The sequence below is a fragment of the Pantoea sp. UBA5923 genome (genome assembly GCF_002431095.1).
In the GTDB taxonomy this organism is placed as follows: Bacteria; Pseudomonadota; Gammaproteobacteria; order Enterobacterales; family Enterobacteriaceae; genus Pantoea; species Pantoea piersonii.
Window position 1 is genome coordinate 32810 of sequence record NZ_DJDN01000056.1, and the last position, 19135, is coordinate 51944.

Sequence of the window (19135 nt, forward strand, 5' to 3'; positions counted from 1 at the left end):
TCCTGTTCGCGACGTAATTGCGTGGCAGCAGCCTGCCACGCGTCACGACCAGGGAAAACTGCGATGTTCCCTGTTTCAGAGCGCCTTCACAGATATGGCTTCGCCCGCCATTTTTTTACGCATCGTACGCTTGGTGCGGTCAATAACGTCGCCCGCCAGCTGACCACAGGCTGCATCAATATCGTCGCCGCGCGTTTTACGCACGATAGTCGTAAATCCATATTCCATCAAGACCTTAGCGAAGCGGTCAACCCGGCTGTTAGAGCTACGGCCGTAAGGCGCGCCCGGGAAGGGGTTCCATGGAATCAGGTTGATTTTGCTCGGCGTATCTTTTAACAGCGCCGCCAGCTCATGTGCATCGTCGGTACTGTCGTTAACATGGTCCAGCATCACATATTCGATCGTGACGCGTCCCTGATTAGCGTTCGACTTCGCCAGATAGCGCTTCACCGCACCGAGGAACATCTCGATATTGTACTTTTTGTTAATCGGCACGATATCGTCGCGCAGTTTATCGTTCGGGGCGTGCAGCGAAATCGCCAGCGCGACGTCGATCATATCGCCGAGCTTGTCCAGCGCCGGTACTACGCCTGACGTGGAGAGCGTGACGCGACGCTTGGAGAGGCCGAAACCGAAATCGTCCAGCATGATTTCCATCGCCGGTACAACATTGTTGAGGTTGAGCAGCGGCTCGCCCATGCCCATCATCACTACGTTAGTGATGGGACGCTGACCGGTAACCTTCGCGGCGCCGATAATTTTTGCCGCGCGCCATACCTGGCCGATAATCTCTGAAACGCGCAGGTTACGGTTAAAGCCCTGCTGCGCCGTTGAGCAGAATTTACACTCCAGCGCACAGCCAACCTGCGAAGAGACGCAAAGCGTGGCGCGATCGTCTTCCGGGATATAAACGGTTTCCACCAGCTGATCGCCGACGCGGATCGCCCATTTGATGGTGCCGTCGCTGGAGCGCATCTCTTCCGCCACTTCCGGCGCGCGGATTTCCGCAATCTGGCTCAGCTTCCCGCGCAGCACCTTATTGATGTCGGTCATCTGCTCGAAATCATCGCAGCAGTAGTGGTACATCCACTTCATCACCTGATCGGCGCGGAACGGTTTTTCGCCCATAGAGAGAAAAAGCTCGCGCATCTGCTGGCGATTGAGATCGAGCAGGTTAATTTTTTCGCTTTTGGGGGCAACGACAACGGGGGAAGCGGACGACGGCGTCACAATCTGTTCGGACATAATGTTCTCTGGCCTCGTTATTACACGTTATGGCTCTGGTTAAGGATAGAAAAAAAAGACGCCCTTGCTGAGACAAGCTCAACAAGGGCGCGATATTGTACAACATCTGCGGTGTGATGCCAGGGTAGACGGCGCGCGTTAGCGATAAATTTGTAAAGCGCGCGGTCCGGCTGGCGTCAACGCGATTAACGCGTGCGCGGGCAGATCTCGTTTTCGCCGAAGAAGTAGGCGATTTCACGCGCGGCAGACTCAGCGGAGTCAGAACCGTGGGTCGCGTTTTCGGTGAAGCTGTCAGCGTAGTCTGCGCGCAGCGTGCCAGCCAGCGCGTTAGCCGGATTGGTCGCGCCCATCAGATCGCGGTGACGCTGAACGGCGTTTTCGCCTTCCAGCACAGACACCACAACCGGACCAGAAGTCATGAACTCAACCAGACCGTCGAAGAACGGTTTGCCCTGGTGCTCAGCGTAGAAACCTTCAGCCTGCTCTTTGCTCAGCTGCAGCATTTTAGCGCCAACGATTTTGAAGCCTGCGCTCTCAAAACGGTTGTAGATGGCGCCAATTACGTTTTTAGCAACGGCGTTTGGTTTAATGATGGAGAAGGTACGTTCGATTGCCATGTTGACCTCTGTCTTTAGCATCCTGAAGAAACCGGGAACCCGCTCCCGGTAAGAAAACGCGCCGATTATAGGGAGATCAACGGGCGTTGCCTATTAGCTATCGTATGATTTATTGAAAATTATTGATAATTGTCGATGCAGGCAGGCAAATAATGTGCATTGCGTCATTTTTCAGTCGCGGGTAAAGGAGACGGTAGTAAGCTGTCCCGCCTCATCCATCACCACCAGCTGACAGGCGCCGGCGTCGCGCAACGCCAGCTGCGCGCGATCCTTCTCTACGCCCTGCTCTACCGGCTCGCCGTTCAAAAACCACCAGCGGCGCTCGCCCTGCCCGCCCTGCACCGCTACCGGCAATATCAGCACCGCTTTGCCAGGCAGCGGCTGCACATGCTGTCCATTGATAACGCCGGTAATTACCATCGGCGCCGCATTGCCCTGATGCAGCGGCGGACAGGCTTCGTCAACCGGTGGCAAACGCTGCGCGCGCTGTTCGCTTTTCGGCAGCCAGGGCTCAAGCGGCAACGGCCACAGCAGCCGTTCGCGACTCTGGGCATCGGGGCAGTCCGCCGCCACGCGTCTTCCCTGCGGATTTTGCCAGTAGCGCAGCCGCAGGCCGTTAACGCCTTCCTGCCCTGGCGCCAGCAGCGTCGGCGGCAGGGTCTGGTTCAGCACCCAGCTTTGACGGCGCTGACGACAGTTATCATCCCCGGCGGGCAGTGGCTGACCGCCCGGCCAGCAGATGCTCTGCGCGCTGACCGTCGCGGGACGCGGATCGCGCGGCGTGCCGCCGACGGGCATATGGCCAGCCATCAGATTCGCCACCTGATGCATAACCGGCACCGCCGATGCGAAACCGAACTGACCGGCGACCGGCGTGGCGTCTGGTCTGCCAACCCAGACGCCGATGAGATAGCGCGGCGTGATGCCAATAGTCCAGGCATCGCGATAGCCGTAGCTGGTGCCGGTTTTCCACGCCAGCGGCACAATGTCGCTCACCGCGCCGCTGGCGGAGGGTTGCGCGTCGCCCGCCAGTATGCGCCGCACGATCCAGGCCGCGCCCGGCGACAGCAGACGACGCTGCTGCAGCGGCTGATCCGCCAGCAAGCGCAGCTGGGCAGCGTTGCCCTGGCGCGCAAAGGCGCTGTAGGCCGCCACCAGCTCGTCCATTCGGGTGCCGGTTCCGCCTAACGCCAGCGACAGGTTAGGCTCCGCGCCCGCCGGAAACCGCAGATTCAGGCCAGCGTTGCGCAGCCGCGCCGTCACGCTTTTCGGCCCGAGCGCGTCAAGCAGCTGTACGGCGGGAAGATTAAGCGATCGCTTTAGCGCTTCGCTCGCGCTCACCGGGCCGTGAAAACCGCTGTCGAAATTGCCGGGCCGGTAGTCACCAAAGCGGCGCGGCACATCCTGCAGCAGCGACTCGCCGTGGATCAGGCCGTCGTCCAGCGCCATGCCATAAATAAAAGGTTTCAGTACCGATCCCGGCGAGCGCACGCTGGCGATCATATCGACATGACCGAAACGCCTCTCGTCACGAAAATCCACCGAGCCGACGTAGCCGCGCACCTTCATATCGGTGTGATCGACCACCAGAATCGCCAGCGAGGTACGCGGCGGCAGCGACGGCTTAAGGGAGAGAGCCAGATTTTCCAGCTCGCGCTGCAGCGAGCTATCCAGCGTCGAGACAATTTTATCTTGCGTGGAGAGCGACAGCAGACGACGCGCCAGCAGCGGCGCGCTCTGCGGCATCTGACGCGGCGGCAGCCAGACCGGCTCCTGAAGGATTTCATCAACCTCCTGCCGCGGCCAGATATGATTCTCCGCCAGCCGCTGCAGCACCTTATTGCGCGCCGCCTCGGCGCGCTGCGGCCAGCGATCCGGACGTAAGCGGCCAGGCGCCTGCGGCAGCACCGCCAGCAGCGCGGCTTCGCCTTTAGTCAGCTGTGAAGGCGGCTTGCCGAGCCAGATCCAGCTTGCCGCACCCACCCCTTCGACCGTTCCGCCAAAGGGGGCGCGGTTAAGATAGAGAGTAAGGATCTCACGCTTCGACAGGTGCCACTCCAGCTGTAACGCCCGCCACGCCTGCACCACTTTGCCAGACAGCGTACGCGGCTGCGGATCGATCAGGCGCGCCACCTGCATGGTCAGGGTACTGCCTCCGGAAACAACGGCGCCGGCGCGCAGGTTCTGCCCTGCCGCGCGCAGGATGGCGATTGGGTTAACGCCAGGGTGATGCCAGAACCAGCGATCCTCATAGTTGAGCAGCGCGTCGAGATAGGCGGGCGCAACCTCATCCAGCGTGACCGGATAGCGCCAGACGCCCTGTTTATCGGCGAAGCGCCAGAGCGGCGTCCCATCTTCCGCCACCACCACGCGCGCCGGCTGTACCTGGCGCAGCGGCAGCGGAAACAGCCGATCCATGCCGAGCAGCGCCAGCAACAGCGCGACAAAAACAAGCGGCGGCCAGAGCCACCGCTTTTTCCAGCCTTGCAGCTTCATGCCTTAACGTACACTGATCTTCTCCGGCGTCGCGCCGACGGCGCGCCACTCCGGCACATACATCGACTCGACCTGCGGCGGCGGGAGACGGTAGCTGCCCGGCGTCACGGCGCGCGCCAGATAGAGCAGCGTCTCCGTTTTGTAGCCGCTCAGCGCCAGCGCCGCGACAAAACGATCGTCGCGGAACTCAATATGGCGGATATCCGCCTGCTGCATATCCGCCATGCTCTCCTTCAGCGCATCCGCGCCGTCGCCGAGGCTGGCGCTGCTGTCGCTGAGGTTCTGATTCTCCAGCTCCAGACCCGCAGGCAGCAGATCCACCACCAGCGCATCGCTGACGCGTTTGCTGGCGGAGACCTTCAGACGCACCACCAGCAGCTGGCCGCTGCTGAGGTTATCGAGATCCGCCGGTTCGCCGTCAAGAGTGAAATAGTCGCGAGTCACGTTCAGCACGTTGTGCATCGGCTTCGGCGCAGCGAGCGGATAGCCCGTTACGTTCAGCACGCCATAGAGCGGCGACTGGCTGTGACTCGTCAGCGTGACGCCGCGCTGCAGCTGGTCGGCGTTCAGCCCCTGCGTCAGTGCGCCTGTGCCGTTCAGCGGCTGCGCTTCGCCCTCCAGCGCCGCCTGCCAGGCTTCGCCTTTATGCTGCTGCAGCGTGCGCGCCGCCAGGAACAGGGCGTTATTCTCCTGCGTAGAGAACCAGACCTGGCCGCGCGCCGCTTTCGCCAGATCCTGCATCAGCGCGTCCTGCATCTCCGGCAACAACTGATTTTCCGCCAGCAGCGCCAGAATCAGCGCGCGGTCGCGCAGCGGGCTGCCGTAATCGCCCAGCCAGCCGTCTGATTCGCGCGTCAGCCCGACGCCCTGCGCCAGCGCCAGCTGCGCGCGCTGCGGATCGCCCATCAGCTTCAGCGCCACACCGAGCTGCGCCAGCGCCAGTCCCGATTTAGCCTTGTCGCGCTTCTCATAGAGCGCGCGCAGCGCGCCGAGCGGTGCCTGCTGCTGACGTGCCAGCACCATGCCCGCATAGGCCTGCACGCTGAAGCGCATCGCCTCTTCATTGCTGCTCCAGCGGGTTTCAATCTGCGCCGGATCCTGCAGATAGCGCAGCAGCCGTTCGTCAGCGCGCGTGATGACCTCTTGCGGCACGCTGTAGCCCGCCTCGCTGGCGCGCAGCAGGAAATCAGTGACGTAGGCGGTCAGCCAGAATTCCTCGTCGCTCTCTTTGCTCCACAGGCCAAAGCTGCCGTTGCCGCGCTGCATACCCGCCAGGCGCGCTATGCCGGTATCAATGGCGGCACGCCGCGCCTCGTCGCTGCTGGTTTTGATGCCCATTGCGGCGAGCTGCGCCTGATTAGTGAAAATGGACGGCCAGATGCCGCTGGCGGTCTGTTCCAGGCAGCCGTAGGGGTAAGCGTAAAGCGCGCTGATATAGTGGCCGATATTCAGCGGCGGCTGATTGCTGAGCGTAAACTGTCCGCTCAGCGTCTCCGGCTGCAGGCCGCTAAAGGCAGCGGCCTGCACCTGCCAGCTTTGCCCCGCCTGCATCACGCCGTCGAAGCTCAGCGTTTGCGCCGGATAAGCCGGACGCACACCAATCTTCCAGCTGCGCTGACTGTCGGCCAGCGCCTCGCCCGCGAGCGAAAGGCCGGAGACCCGCACCTGCACCGCGCCCTCGCCGAAACCGCCCTGCGCTTTCACCGGTATATGCAGCGTGGTGCGCGCCCCTTTCGCCAGCTGAACGCGGTGCGTGGCGCCGCCACTCAGCGTAATCTGGCCCTGCGTTTGCACATCCACCTTCAGCGCCTGGGGTTGGTCGGTAAGATTGGTGAGATCGAGCGCCAGCATCGCCTGATCGCCGCTCGCCATAAAGCGCGGCGTCGCCAGTTCGCTGATCAGCGGTGCGGCAACCACCACTTTTCGCTCCGCCGAGCCGAAGCTGTCGTCGCTCCACGCCTGCGCCATCAGGCGCAGCTCGCCGTTAAACTGCGGGATCGGCAACTCCAGCGTGCCTTCGCCGTTTTTATCCAGCGTGACCGGCTGAAGCTGCTGCGCCACGATATTCACCTCGGTCAGCGGCTTTTTACCGCCGCGCGACTGGGCGTCGTCGTCGCCATCGCCGCCGAAACGCAGCGTCGCCAGACGTCCGCCGCCTTCAATCAGCTGGCCGAAAACATCATACTGATCGGCGTTATAGCGCTTGCGGCCAAAGAAGCCTTCCCAGGGGTCGGGCGTTTTGTAATCGTTAATGTTCAACACCCCACTGTCCACCGCTGACAGCAGCACCTGAATTTTCTCCGGCAGTTCGCCGCCGACGCGACTGGCTTTAACTTTTACCTTCAGCGTCTGCTCAGGGCGAATTTTTAGCGGCGCATCGAGCGCCAGGTCGATACGGCGCGCGTCGATCGCTATCGGCAGATGCAGCAGGCCGATGGCACGCTTCGGCGTAGCACCGCTGACCTTATCGCCGTCGCGCACCACAATAGCGCTGAGGTAAAGGTCATGGCGCTTCCAGCTGGCATCAAGCGGCACGTTGATGGTCGCGCCGCCCGCAGGCACGTTAATCGGCTGCCACCACAGGGTGCCGCTGCTTGACTCAACCATCAGATAGCCTTTCCCCGCCGCAGGCGACTCCACCTGAACATGGGCGGTCTCGCCGGGCCGCAAAGCGGTTTTATCGAGCTTGAGCTTCACCTGGTCGGGCCTTAGCGCACCGGTGCCATTAGTGTTGTCTTCCCACCAGTAGCCGGCGCGGAACCGCACGCTGGAGATAATCTTCTCGCCGGCCTGCACTTCCAGACGATAAGATCCCCACTCCACCGGGAAACTGACCTTTTTGCTGTCGCCAGCGGCCAGCGAAATGCGCTGCGCATCCTCCTGCAGATCCTTCTCATCATTGCGCATCTGCCAGCCTTCGCTGTCGGAGAAGCTCCAGTAGTAGTCGCGCCGCTCGTGGATCAGGCGAACCTCAAGATCTTTAGCGGCCAGCTTCTCGCCTTTGCTGTTGGCGTAAACGATATCGAAGTCGGCGAGGCTGTTTTCCGGCACCGTGGGCTGCTGGGTATAACGATCGTAGCGGTAGTCATAGACCGATTCGCTCTTGAACAGCGGCCGGATGCCGGGCAGCGCGGGCGCGGGCCAGATGGCCTGGACAGCGCGGCGCGTAACCGGCCGGCCGCCCGTCTCCAGCAGGCTCGCCTGCAGGATTAAGTTAAGCGGCGAATGGATCTGCGCCCACTCGCTCTCTACCGTTAGCTGCAGCTTGCCATCATCGTCCAGGGTGTCGTCGATATCATCCAGATTGCGTTTGCTCTCCTCCATGATGTCGCCGAACTGGTAGCCCGGCAGCGCGGCGACCGCTTCACGCGCTGGCCGCAGCATCAGCTGTCCCTGCAGTTCGTTGCCCGCCGCGGGCGCGCCGTAGAGATAGCGCCCTTCAATATTGAAAACGACGTCGTCGTCAGGCGACAGCGGACTGTCGCTGTTTTGCAACGTCAGCGCCATGCGCTCCGGCAGAAAATCTTCAACGTGAAAGCGCCAGCTGCGCGGCTGGCTGTCGCCGCTGTTCAGCCGCAGCGTCCAGTCGCCGGTCATCGCCGAGGCAGGAAGCGAAAAGCGCTGCTGATAAAAACCGCTTTCCGGCTGCCAGACAAAAGTTTGCGCGACTTCGCCGTTGGGCTGCACTACTTCAGCTTTTAGCGGCTGCGCAGGCAGCGGCCTGCCGTCGGCATCGCGCAGCAGCGCGTTGACGATCACCGTTTCGCCAGGGCGATAGAGATCGCGCGGGCCGAAAACAAACAGCTGTTTGTCGTAACCCTGCGGTCCGGCGACGGGAAACTCCGCCAGGTCCAGCGCGGGCAGATTGAGGTCGATAAGCGACGTCTGCTCCTTTTGCGTGGCGATCAGCACCTTGCCTTTCGCCTGCGTCGGCAGGCGCAGATGCCCGCTACCGTCGGTGACGCCGCCGGCAAGCTTCCGTCCCTTCTCATCCAGCAGCTGCACAGTAACGTCCGCCAGCGGCGCGCCGCTGGCGAGGCTCTGCGTAAACAGCTCCATTTCGCCGGGAAAGCGGTGCAGTGACAGACCAATATCGCTGAGGGTAAACAGCGTGGCGGGCAGCGTATAGTTATAGGAGCCAGCCTGTTTCATTACCGCCAGATAAACGCCCGGCTGCTTCAGCGGCGTCACGTCCCCCAGCGGCAGCTGCAGTTTTTCGCGCGTGTTACGCGCCGGATTAAGTTCGAAGCGGCCGCTGTAGACCAGATCGGCGTTATTGAGCAGCTCGCGCGAGGACCAGTAAGAAAGGTTGTTGCCGTAGTTCCACTGCGCAAGAAAATCGTTTATCGAGGCGCTTTTAACGCGGAAGAAATCGACATCGACGCGCGACACGTTAAGCGCCAGTACGGGCAGGCCCTGAGTCAGGCGCAGCGGCAGCAGCGAGCCGCGGCTGGCGAAACCAACCATTGGCTGAATATCGCGCGTGGTCAGCGACTGGCTGAAGGGTGTCGATAAAGTGGTGCCGTTGGCGGCGCGTAATCCCGCCTCTACGCTCACCGTCAGCTTGCGCGACGGCTCAGGATGGCGAAAGCGCAGCGACTTGCCGTTCTGCGCCAGCTCCCAGCCGCCGTCTACTTTGCCGCTTTTGTCATCAATCAGCTTCACCCGCGCGGCAAAATCCTGTTTGTCGTCGAGCGGGGTATTAAAGGTGAGCACCAGCGCGGCCGCGCCGTCCAGCTGAAGCTCAGAGAAGTCGATAACGGACACGACTTTTGCCGCCTGCTGCGCTGCGGCAGGCTCTGCAGCGGGCAGCGTAAAGGTTGTTGCGCCGCCAAGCAGCGCCGCGCCCAGCACGACACCAGAGAGCAGCCGTTTTATAGCTCTTGCCATGGTAAATCCCTCACCTGTCCCCGAAGGTATAATTTCGCCGCGCAATTTCACCGCAAACCCGCCATTTTAGCAATGCCGCCCTTGAGATAGCATTCACATTCCCCGACACTGAGCTTTTACTGATGATAAGAAGAGGTTGCTATGACAGCCATATTTGTCTCCGCTGACTGGTTAAATGAACATTACGCCGAAGGTAACGTGCAGGTGCTGGACGCCCGCATGCTGCCGCCGGGCCAGGAGGCCGTACGTAATATCACAGCGGAGTATCTGGCGGGCCATCTGCCGGGCGCACCTTTCTTCGATATTGAGGCGCTTTCCGATCACAGCAGCCCTTACCCGCATATGATGCCGCGCGCCGAGCGTTTCGCCGTGGCGATGCGCGAGCTGGGCATTAACAGCGACAGTCACCTGGTGGTTTACGATGAGGGCAACCTCTTCTCCGCGCCGCGTGCCTGGTGGATGCTGCGTACGTTCGGCGTTGAGCAGGTCTCGATTCTGGCGGGCGGCCTGCAGGGCTGGAAAGCGGCTGGTCTGCCGCTGGCGACCGGACAGGTCGCGCTGCCTGAGGGCGAATTTGAGGCGACGTTCGATGAAGCACAGGTGAAGCGTCTGACCGATGTGCTGCTGATTAGCCATGAAGGCGGCGCGCAGATTGTCGATGCCCGCGCGGCGAACCGCTTTAACGCCGAGGTTGATGAGCCGCGTCCGGGTTTGCATCGCGGCCATATTCCCCGCAGCCGCAATGTGCCCTGGAACGATCTGGTGACGAACGGCGCGCTGAAGCCGGAAGCCGAACTGCGCGCTATCTTCGCCAGAGCGGGCGTGAAGCTGGATGAGCCGGTGGTGGCGAGCTGCGGTTCAGGCGTCACCGCCGCGGTGGTGATCCTGGCGCTGAACGTGCTGGGCGCGCGCAACGTCACGCTTTATGACGGGTCGTGGGGCGAATGGGGCAGCAGAGACGATTTACCGATAGAGAAGTAACAGAAAGGTGCGGCAAGACGCCGCACCCGATTCAGATAATACGCGGACTGCCTTTAAAGTCGCGCAAAAAACTGCCCCAGCGACGTTCGTAAAAGGGCGTGATGTGGGCAGTAAAAAAGTGGCTGACGCCCTTCTCGTCCGCCACCACTTCGCAGATATCAATCGGCGCGTCATCCGGCAGCGTATCGGTTGCGACGCTGCCCGCCGCCTGAATAATCGCCTCAATATCGCTTTCCGCTTCGATGCCGATCAGCAGGTTCGGCTGTTGATCCGCGCTTTCGCGAATGCTGGCGACAAAGGCGCGGCGCACCTGTTTGTATTTACTGAACAGCTGCGTCAGCGAGTCGATCATCTGCGCGGGCGGCGTTGCTATTTCTGACAGCAGCAGCGCCTGGCCGCCTTCCAGCACAGTTTGCTGACTCAGGGCGTCGCCCTCTTCACCCAGCAGGTGGGCGATCTCCGCCGGAGAGAACTCTTTGCCGGTAGGCAGTTTGGGATTGAGGAACAGCGTTTCGCCGCGCGTCATCTCAAACAGCGTGCGCACCGGCAGGCGCAAATAAGCCTGCTCGCCCGCGATCGCTTCGCTCATCGCCTCCTGCGAGGTAAAAAAGGGAATGACGCTGCGGCCATCCTCTTTTTCCCAGTGTTGCAGATCGACCGGCGTATCCGCGGCGAACTGCGTCTCGGTGCTTTCGCCTGGCACCCAGACGTCCGCGGCCAGCAACAGCTGAAAAAATTCCGGGCGGTGCGCCGGCTCGGTAGCCGCCAGCTTCAGCACCTCTTCAAGACGGTTCATGTTTTGCCTTTCTACATAAGGCGACGGCCAGGCCGCCGCCAGATCCTTTACTTAAGCAGCAGATTCGCCAGGGTACGCACGCCGATGCCGGTTGCGCCTGCCGACCACTGATCCACCGCGCTCTTGCGGTAGGTAGCCGAGCAGTCGATATGCAGCCAGCCCTCCTGATAGCGGGTCACGAAGTGCGACAGGAACGCGGCTGCGCTGCTTGCGCCCGCCGAATGCGCCGCGCTGGCGATATTATTGAGATCGGCGAAATTAGACGGCAGATGGTTGCGGTGGAACTCCGCCAGCGGCAGACGCCAGAACGGCTCGTTCTCACTGGTGGCGCTGCCCATCAGCGACTGCGCCAGCACATCGTCGAACGTAAAGAGCGCGTGGTAGTCATTGCCGAGCGCGGTTTTCGCCGCGCCGGTCAGCGTCGCGGCGTCAATCAGCAGCGTCGGATGCTGTTCGCTGGCGTCGATCAGGCCATCGGCCAGCACCAGACGCCCTTCCGCATCGGTATTCATCACTTCCACTGATTTACCGTTGCGGTAGCGGATGATATCGCCCAGGCGGAAAGCGTTGCCGCTGACCATATTGTCGGCGCAGCAGAGGAACAGCTTAACGCGCTGCTTAAGGCCGCGAGAGATTGCCAGCGCCAGCGCGCCGGTCAGGGTCGCCGCGCCGCCCATATCGGACTTCATCGAGTCCATAAAAGCGCTCTGCTTCAGGCTGTAGCCGCCGGTATCGAAGGTGATGCCCTTACCCACCAGACAGGCGAATACCGGCGCGCTGTCGTCGCCGGTCGGGTTGTAGTCCAGCGCCAGCAGCACCGGCGGGCGGCTGGAGCCGCGTCCTACGGTGTGAAGGCCGAGATAGCCCTGCTCGCGCAGGTCGTCGCCGCGCGTCACGCGATAGCTGACCGCCTCGCCGCCCACTTCGCTGATCAGGTCGATAGCGCTGTGCGCCAGATCTTCTGGCCCCAGTTCCTCCGCCGGCAGGTTAATGGTGTCGCGCACCCAGTCAATAATGCGCAGACGACGCGCAAACTCCGCCTGATCCTGTTCATTCAGCGTCGGCCAGACCACGTTGCGCTGCCCTTTCGGGCCGCGGTAGCCCTGCCAGAACGCCCAGCATGGCTCCAGATCCCAGCCTTCGCCGCTCAGCGCCACATGGCGAATACCCTGCCCGTCAATTTTGCGCGCCGCGCGCTGGATGGTGTTGAGCTGATCCGCGCCATTCAGGTGAATGGTCATGCCGTCGTCGTTGCTGGTCAGAATCGCTTTCTCGCCCCAGCGCGCATCAGCGGGCTGGTGGCTCAGCGTAATGTTCATCGGTTGTATTGTCATCGCGAAACTCCATATGCGTATAAGTATCATCCAGCCAGAAGCGCAGGCTTTAGCCGTTAAACGTCAGACCTGATAACAGATATTGCCGGGTGACGCCAGCGGATCCAGTCGGAGGCGCGCCGTTTCCGGATTTCACCGGAGAGACGGCGCAGAAATTAGCGTGAAGCGGACACCGGCGCGCGCAGGCGGGGAAGCACCTTTTGCACCAGCGCAATGGCGTAGTCGATCTCCTCTTCCGTGGTGAAGCGGCCGAGCGAAAAGCGCAGCGAACTGTGCGCCAGCGCTTCGTCAAGGCCGATGGCGCGCAGCACGTAGGAGGGTTCCATGCTGGCGGAGGTGCAGGCCGAGCCGGATGAAAGCGCCAGATCTTTTAACGCCATAATCAGCGATTCGCCGTCGACGCCAGCGAAACTGATATTCAGAATATTGGGCGCGCTCTGCGTCAGATCGCCGTTAAGCTGTACGCCTTCCAGCGCGCTTAGCCCCTGCCACAGTCGCGCGCGCAGCGCGGCCAGACGCGCCATCTCGGTTTCCCGCGCTTCACGGGCCAGCGAAAACGCCTCGCCCATGCCGACGATCTGATGCACCGGCAGGGTGCCGGAGCGCATACCGCGCTCGTGGCCGCCGCCGTGCATCTGCGCGTCGATATTCACTTTGGGTTTACGGCGCACATAGAGCGCGCCGATGCCTTTCGGGCCGTAGAGTTTGTGGGCGGAGAAGGACATCAGATCGACCTTCAGTTCGCTGAGGTCGATCGGCAGTTTGCCGACGCTTTGCGTGGCATCGACATGGAAAAGAATATCGCGCGCGCGGCACAGCTCACCGATAGCGGCGATATCCTGAATCACGCCGATTTCATTATTAACGTGCATCAGCGATACCAGTACGGTGTCGTCGCGCAGCGCGTCGCGCACCGCATCAGGCGTGATAATGCCGTTGGCGGGCGGCTTCAGATAAGTGACCGTAAAGCCTTCGCTCTCCAGCTGTTTGCAGCTGTCGAGTACCGCTTTATGTTCAGTCTGGCTGGTGATGATGTGCAGGCCGCGCCCGCGCTGGGCATGCGCGGCGCCTTTCAGGGCGAGGTTGTCCGATTCGGTCGCGCCGGAGGTAAAAATGATTTCACGCGGATCGGCATTGACCAGTTCCGCTACCTGATTGCGCGCCACGTCGACCGCTTCTTCAGCCTGCCAGCCGAAACGGTGCGAGCGCGAAGCCGGGTTACCAAAGGTGCCGTCCAGCGTCAGGAACTGCATCATTTTGCTGGCCACACGCGGATCGGCCGGCGTCGTTGCGGCATAATCCAGGTAAATCGGTAATTTCATTGCGCTAAAGCTCCGTATCGAAAATCATACGTCTTTATAGCAGATTCGGCCCTGACCGCGTTAGCAGTAAGGGCCGCACAGAAGGGGATCAGGAGGCGCGAAGATTGACGTTGATTTCCTGAACGCGATTGTTCTGGAAGCGACGATTGTCCTGTGAATTCTGGCGATCGGCCACGTCGAGGATCTCCTGGTTGTTCACCAGCTCGGCCAGCGTGATGTTATTCAGAAAATCGCTGATGCGTACGCTGAGATCGCGCCACAGCACATGCGTCAGGCAGCGTTCGCCGCCCTGACAACCCTCTTTGCCCTGGCATTTAGTGGCATCAACGGATTCATCGACGGCAGTAATCACTTCGCCGACCGCAATGGCGCTGGACGCTTTGCCCAGCAGGTAGCCGCCGCCTGGTCCGCGGACGCTGGCCACCAGGCCATGCTTGCGCAGACGCGAGAATAACTGCTCCAGATAGGAGAGCGAAATGCCCTGACGCTCGGAAATATCAGCCAGCGGAACCGGCCCTTCATGGGAATGCAGGGCAACGTCCAGCATCGCGGTAACGGCGTAACGTCCTTTGGATGTCAGTCTCATAGCGTACTACCTCAATAGCGTCCGGTTATCGGAGGATTAGCAAAAGATAGCCGAAGTCTGACATTCCCGAGTATTTTGGTCAACTATTTAACCGAGTAATTTACTCAACTACTCTTTTTCGCCTTTGCGCTTTTCAAACGAGGCGAGCATGCCGCGCAGAATATTCAGCTCGTCGCGTTCCGGACGCGCACGCGTATAGAGGCGACGCAGCTTGCTCATCACCTGTCCCGGATTGCCTTCGCGGATAAAACCACTGTTAAGCATCATCTGTTCCATGTGCTGATAGAAGCGCTCCAGATCGTCCACCAGTGGATAAGGCGATTCAGCATAGACCGGCGCAGGCTGCGCTTTTTCCTGCGCCGCCAGCCACGCCATACGCACTTCATAGGCGATAATCTGCACCGCCATCGCCAGGTTGAGCGAGCTGTACTCTGGATTAGCCTGGATGGCGACGTGGTAGTGGCACTTTTGCAGCTCTTCGTTGGTCAGACCGACGCGTTCGCGGCCAAATACCAGCGCGACAGGGGCCTGCTCGCCCTCTTCCACGCTTTTGACGCCGCATTCGCGCGCGTCCAGCATGGGCCAGGGCAGCGAACGGGAACGGGCGCTGGTGCCGACTACCAGGCTACAGCCGGCAATCGCCTCGTCGAGCGTATCGACGATTTTCGCGTCACCGATAACGTCGCTGGCGCCTGCCGCCAGGGAGATCGCCTGCGAGTCAGGTTTTACCAGCGGGTTGACGAGATAAAGATTGCTTAAGCCCATGGTTTTCATCGCGCGGGCCACGGAGCCCATATTGCCGGTGTGAGAGGTTTCCACCAGCACGATTCGAATATTCTGCAGCATAGATTGGCGTCAGTCAGGAAATGATGGGCAGCATGCTAACATAACTGGAGACATTTAAAGAACGCGCTGCTATACTTCGCGCCGTTTTTCCTCGTTCTTTAACATCCAGTGAGAGATACCGATGCATCCGATGCTCAACATCGCCGTGCGCGCTGCGCGCAAGGCCGGCAACCTGATTGCCAAGAATTATGAAACCCCGGACGCGGTCGAAGCCAGCCAGAAAGGCAGCAACGACTTTGTAACCAATGTTGACCGTGATGCAGAACGACTGATTATCGAAGTGATTCGCAAATCCTACCCGCAGCACTCTATCATTACCGAAGAGAGTGGCGAACTGGCGGGCGACGATCAGGACATTCAATGGGTTATCGATCCGCTGGATGGCACTACCAACTTTATCAAACGCCTGCCGCATTTCTCCGTCTCTATCGCCGTACGCATTAAAGGCCGTACTGAAGTCGCCGTGGTCTACGATCCTATGCGTAACGAGCTGTTTACCGCCGTACGCGGTCAGGGCGCGCAGCTTAACGGTTACCGTCTGCGCGGCAGCACCGCTCGCGATCTCGACGGCACTATTCTCGCGACCGGTTTCCCGTTCAAGACCAAGCAGCATGCGCCGGCCTTTATCAACGTAGTCGCTAAGCTGTTTACCCAGTGCGCTGATTTCCGCCGTACCGGCTCTGCCGCGCTGGATCTCGCCTATGTCGCCGCTGGCCGCGTTGATGGTTACTTTGAAATTGGCCTGAAGCCGTGGGATTTCGCCGCGGGCGAACTGCTGGTGCGCGAAGCGGGCGGTCTGGTCACGGACTTTACCGGCGGTCACGGTTATATGCACTCAGGCAACATCGTGGCGGGTAACCCGCGCGTGGTGAAATCGCTGCTCTCCAGCATGCGTGACGAGCTGAGCGAAGCGCTGAAACGTTAAAATTATAAAGGCGGCTTTATAGCCGCCTTTATGTACGCAGGTTCTGTGCCCACGCGGGTGACATAAACCGATCGCAAAGTCGCTTTTCGCATCCCTGCTCGCTCGGCCCGCGCCCTCCCTGGCGCGGGACGCTTTGCTCTTCGGTTTATGTCACCCACGTTTTAGCTTTAGTGCGGACATGCAAAAAAAAGGCGGCTTTTCAGCCGCCTTTTTTATTTCACTTACTTGTTAGCGTCGTTCGTGACTCAGAACCTGACGCGGTTGAGTGCGACGACCAATACGACCCATCACCGCTGCCAGCACAGCTTCAATCAGCAGCATAAAGAAGGCGTACCAGCTCGCTTTCGCGGTTGCCGCAGCAGCCTGGTCAGCCGCTTCGCGCGCTTTCTGTTCTGCCTGTTGCTTCAGCTGTTGATACTGCTGCATCGCTTTCTGATAGCTCTGCTCGGTCTGATTAACGATCTGATCGACTTCCTGATCGCTCTTACCGGTGCGCGCCTTAATGATATTTTTCAGCGCGTCGCGGTCAGCCGCCTGCAGGGTATCGGAATGACGACCCATGACGCCTTTAACCCAGTTGGTAATATCCGTATCGGCATTCTGCGGATTCTGCGCGGTATTCTTCGCCTGGTTCTCCGCATTATTGGCTTCGCTATTCACATCCTTCTGTAAATTCTCCGGCTGCAATTCTGGTTTGCCGGTCTGGCGCAGCGTGGTTTGCAATTCATTTTGCAAATCATCGAGGTTGATATTATTTTCCTGCAGCTTCTGTTTTGCATAATCAGTAACCGTCGGCGCTGCGGCGGAAATACCGCTGCCTACCGCCTGGAAACCTGAGCCAATAATATTGAAAGCGCCGCCGATCAGGCTGCTGGCCAGTGTTACCGCAAGCCAGATAGTAAATAAGGTACTCAGACCAAACATCAGCAGACCATGCAGAGCGCCTTCGCGCTGTGCCAGACGGCCAGCCAGATAGCTACCAACCGCCATCGCGATTAACATGCTCAGTCCGGTCCAGATTAAAGCGCCGGTGCCAAGATGCTGCAGCGGATTTTGCTCCTGTTGCGGATCTACCGAGGTAGCGCCGATCGCGGTACCCAGCAGGGTCAGTAAAATATGCACAATCAGCGCGCCAATTACGCCAGCGAATACTGCGCTCCAGGAAATACGTTTTAAGGGTAATCCCGCGTGCGTTTCAGTAATGGTTTCTGTTGTACCATTATTAATCCGGGTTTCGTGCATGGTAGTTCTCCTCGCAACAGATAACGTTAAAAAATCAATATTATTAAAGGGACACAACATCTGGTTGTTTTATTTAGCGTAGACGAGAAAACTGTTTTCACCACAATAAGCGGCAATATATTGCGATTAACGAAGCGTAAATAGAGGAGATAAACCAGGCGGAATAAAGCAAGGACGCGAAAGATTATTTTCTCCGCGTCCTCTGTCGCGGCTGTTAGCCAAAAGGACGCAGGCCGCCGCCGATACCGGGCGTCGCGCTTTGCCACAGCGCAAAACCCACCAGGATCAGCAGCGCGCTGCCGACCAGCGCTAAAAGCGGCATCGCCAGCGCCGCCGTTGAGGCCGCCCGGCTTTCGCCGCCCAGACGCAGCGCCAGCGTTCGCGAGCGCTGCACCAGCAGGCCGATGGCGGAAATGGTTAGCGCTGTGCCCAGCGCCATAACCGCCGCTGACAGAACGCCCCAGAGATAAACGCCGATAACGCGGGAAAACAGCAGCATCATTATCGCGCCCGAACAGGGACGTAATCCCATAGACGCCACCAGCAGCAGCTGGGTTTTAAGGCTGACCGCCCCGGCGACCTGCTGCGCGTCTGGCAGATGCGCATGACCACAGCCGCAGTGCGCGTCGTGCTGATGAGCGGCGCGCAGAGCATGGATTTTCATCGGCGAACGCGGCCGCAGCTGACGCCGCAGCGCTTTTAACGCGCGCACGCCAATCCATACCCCCAGCCCAATTACCAACAGATAGCTCCCCTTCTCCAGCCAGTAGCTGCTGAGATGCAGCTGGCGCGAAGAGGTTTGCAGCACCACCAGCATAAACGTAACCAGAACGATCGCCACGCTGCCCTGCAGCAGCGAGGCCAACAGCGTCAGCCTGAGCGTAGTCTTGAGACGCGCCGGATGCGTCGCGAGAAAGGTGGTGATCACTACTTTGCCGTGGCCTGGCCCCAGCGCATGCAGAACGCCATAGGCCAGACTGAAGAGCACCAGCATACCGCCAGCCTGTTCGGGCGCGGTTTTGACCTGCTGCAGCAGCTGAGTCATCTCTTGATGAAGCCCTTTCTGCCAGCGCACGCTTTGCAGCAGAATCTGCGGCCAGTATTGCCACAGCGCGCATGCCGTCGCCGCCATCACAACAGCCAGCAGCCACAGAGGCCAGACGCGACGCGCAGGAGAACGGGAAAGCATCAGTGACATGTCAGCGTGACCTTTTGTGCAAACTGTCGCCCTAAATCCATCTCCTCAGGCGGCGCATTGGCTTTATCCAGCGACAGGGCGTACTGCTTCAGGCTGTCGTCTGGTTTCGGCGTATGCAGCGCCAGTTCGCAGCGCGACTTTAACGCCGCAGGCAGGCTAAGGGCATGGGCATCGCTGTAGGTCATATCAACGAAGTAGGTCGGGTCGAAAGTCAGGATATCGAAACGCTGCCCGGCTAACGCTGGCGGCTCCGCCAGCGGCAAAATAAACTCCAGCACCGCTTTGTTGCCGCTTCGCGACAGCGCGTACTCTTTTGGCAGGTTGAGAAATTTCACGCGCTGGCCGTTGTGCCATACCTCAGAGAAGTAGTGCTGACCCAGCACATTCGCCATCACTTCCGCCGCCAGTTTTTTCCATACTTCACTGCCGGGCTTCGCATCGCCCGCATCGTAAAGCAGATCGGCGGAGGTGATCTCGTCCATTGTCCAGTTCATCTTCAGTCCAGTGAAGGTATCACCGTCGGCGAGCAGTTCGGTTTTCATGTCGATAAAGCTGTGTGGATGGGCATAGCTGGCCTGGCTCATCAGTAACAGTAAAGTAAAAAGGACGCCTCTCATAATGTTATAAAGTTACATTCCCGGTTAAAAGCGCATATAA

The 19135-nt window shown here is 60.1% G+C and carries 14 protein-coding genes; 2 read left to right on the plus strand and 12 right to left on the minus strand.

Annotated elements, in window-relative coordinates:
- Positions 1-75: 75 nt before the first annotated feature.
- The 4 genes from B3797_RS13380 to B3797_RS13395 all read right to left on the minus strand — a co-directional run bounded on the left by B3797_RS13380 (position 76) and on the right by B3797_RS13395 (position 9248).
- A complete protein-coding gene (locus B3797_RS13380) occupies positions 76-1245 on the minus strand; it encodes a bifunctional tRNA (adenosine(37)-C2)-methyltransferase TrmG/ribosomal RNA large subunit methyltransferase RlmN (protein WP_311782932.1) in 1170 nt (389 codons plus the stop codon).
- Between the two features lie 185 nt (positions 1246-1430).
- Positions 1431-1862 (minus strand): nucleoside-diphosphate kinase, encoded by a 432-nt coding sequence (ndk, locus tag B3797_RS13385; RefSeq protein WP_003848684.1) that lies wholly within the window; start codon positions 1860-1862, stop codon positions 1431-1433.
- A gap of 171 nt (positions 1863-2033) precedes the next feature.
- Complete coding sequence (gene pbpC, locus B3797_RS13390; protein WP_311791332.1) at positions 2034-4358, minus strand: peptidoglycan glycosyltransferase PbpC; 2325 nt, start codon at positions 4356-4358, stop codon at positions 2034-2036.
- Positions 4359-4361: 3 nt separating this feature from the next.
- Positions 4362-9248 (minus strand): alpha-2-macroglobulin, encoded by a 4887-nt coding sequence (locus tag B3797_RS13395; protein ID WP_311791333.1) that lies wholly within the window; start codon positions 9246-9248, stop codon positions 4362-4364.
- 141 nt (positions 9249-9389) lie between these two features.
- On the opposite strand from B3797_RS13395, the gene sseA reads away from it, so the two are divergent.
- Entirely contained in the window at positions 9390-10229 is an 840-nt protein-coding gene (gene sseA, locus B3797_RS13400; protein ID WP_311791334.1) for a 3-mercaptopyruvate sulfurtransferase, read from the plus strand.
- Positions 10230-10260: 31 nt separating this feature from the next.
- On the opposite strand, the gene sseB is transcribed toward sseA, so the two are convergent.
- The 5 genes from sseB to trmJ form a co-directional block, all read right to left on the minus strand.
- Positions 10261-11025: an enhanced serine sensitivity protein SseB gene (gene sseB, locus B3797_RS13405; protein WP_311782936.1), complete on the minus strand. Its 765-nt coding sequence runs from the start codon at positions 11023-11025 to the stop codon at positions 10261-10263.
- Between the two features lie 47 nt (positions 11026-11072).
- A complete protein-coding gene (pepB, locus tag B3797_RS13410; RefSeq protein ID WP_311791335.1) occupies positions 11073-12359 on the minus strand; it encodes an aminopeptidase PepB in 1287 nt (428 codons plus the stop codon).
- A gap of 155 nt (positions 12360-12514) precedes the next feature.
- A complete protein-coding gene (locus B3797_RS13415; protein ID WP_311782938.1) occupies positions 12515-13681 on the minus strand; it encodes an IscS subfamily cysteine desulfurase in 1167 nt (388 codons plus the stop codon).
- An 88-nt stretch (positions 13682-13769) separates the two neighbouring features.
- Positions 13770-14267 (minus strand): Fe-S cluster assembly transcriptional regulator IscR, encoded by a 498-nt coding sequence (gene iscR, locus B3797_RS13420; RefSeq protein WP_120457525.1) that lies wholly within the window; start codon positions 14265-14267, stop codon positions 13770-13772.
- A gap of 108 nt (positions 14268-14375) precedes the next feature.
- Entirely contained in the window at positions 14376-15113 is a 738-nt protein-coding gene (gene trmJ / locus B3797_RS13425; RefSeq protein WP_120457523.1) for a tRNA (cytosine(32)/uridine(32)-2'-O)-methyltransferase TrmJ, read from the minus strand.
- Positions 15114-15234: 121 nt separating this feature from the next.
- Here trmJ and suhB point away from each other — a divergent pair, with 121 nt between their 5' ends.
- Positions 15235-16038: an inositol-1-monophosphatase gene (gene suhB / locus B3797_RS13430; protein WP_120457521.1), complete on the plus strand. Its 804-nt coding sequence runs from the start codon at positions 15235-15237 to the stop codon at positions 16036-16038.
- Between the two features lie 228 nt (positions 16039-16266).
- On the opposite strand, the gene B3797_RS13435 is transcribed toward suhB, so the two are convergent.
- From B3797_RS13435 to B3797_RS13445, 3 genes are all read right to left on the minus strand, one after another.
- The gene (locus tag B3797_RS13435; RefSeq protein WP_311782940.1) at positions 16267-17280 is read right to left on the minus strand and encodes a hypothetical protein; all 1014 of its coding nucleotides are present in this window, start codon (positions 17278-17280) and stop codon (positions 16267-16269) included.
- Positions 17281-17494: 214 nt separating this feature from the next.
- Positions 17495-18478, minus strand: coding sequence for a nickel/cobalt transporter (locus B3797_RS13440; protein ID WP_311791336.1), 984 nt, complete (start codon positions 18476-18478; stop codon positions 17495-17497).
- Positions 18469-19095, minus strand: a complete 627-nt coding sequence (locus B3797_RS13445; protein ID WP_311791337.1) for a DUF1007 family protein — start codon at positions 19093-19095, stop codon at positions 18469-18471. The genes B3797_RS13440 and B3797_RS13445 overlap by 10 nt, the downstream gene beginning before the upstream one ends.
- Positions 19096-19135: the final 40 nt, after the last annotated feature.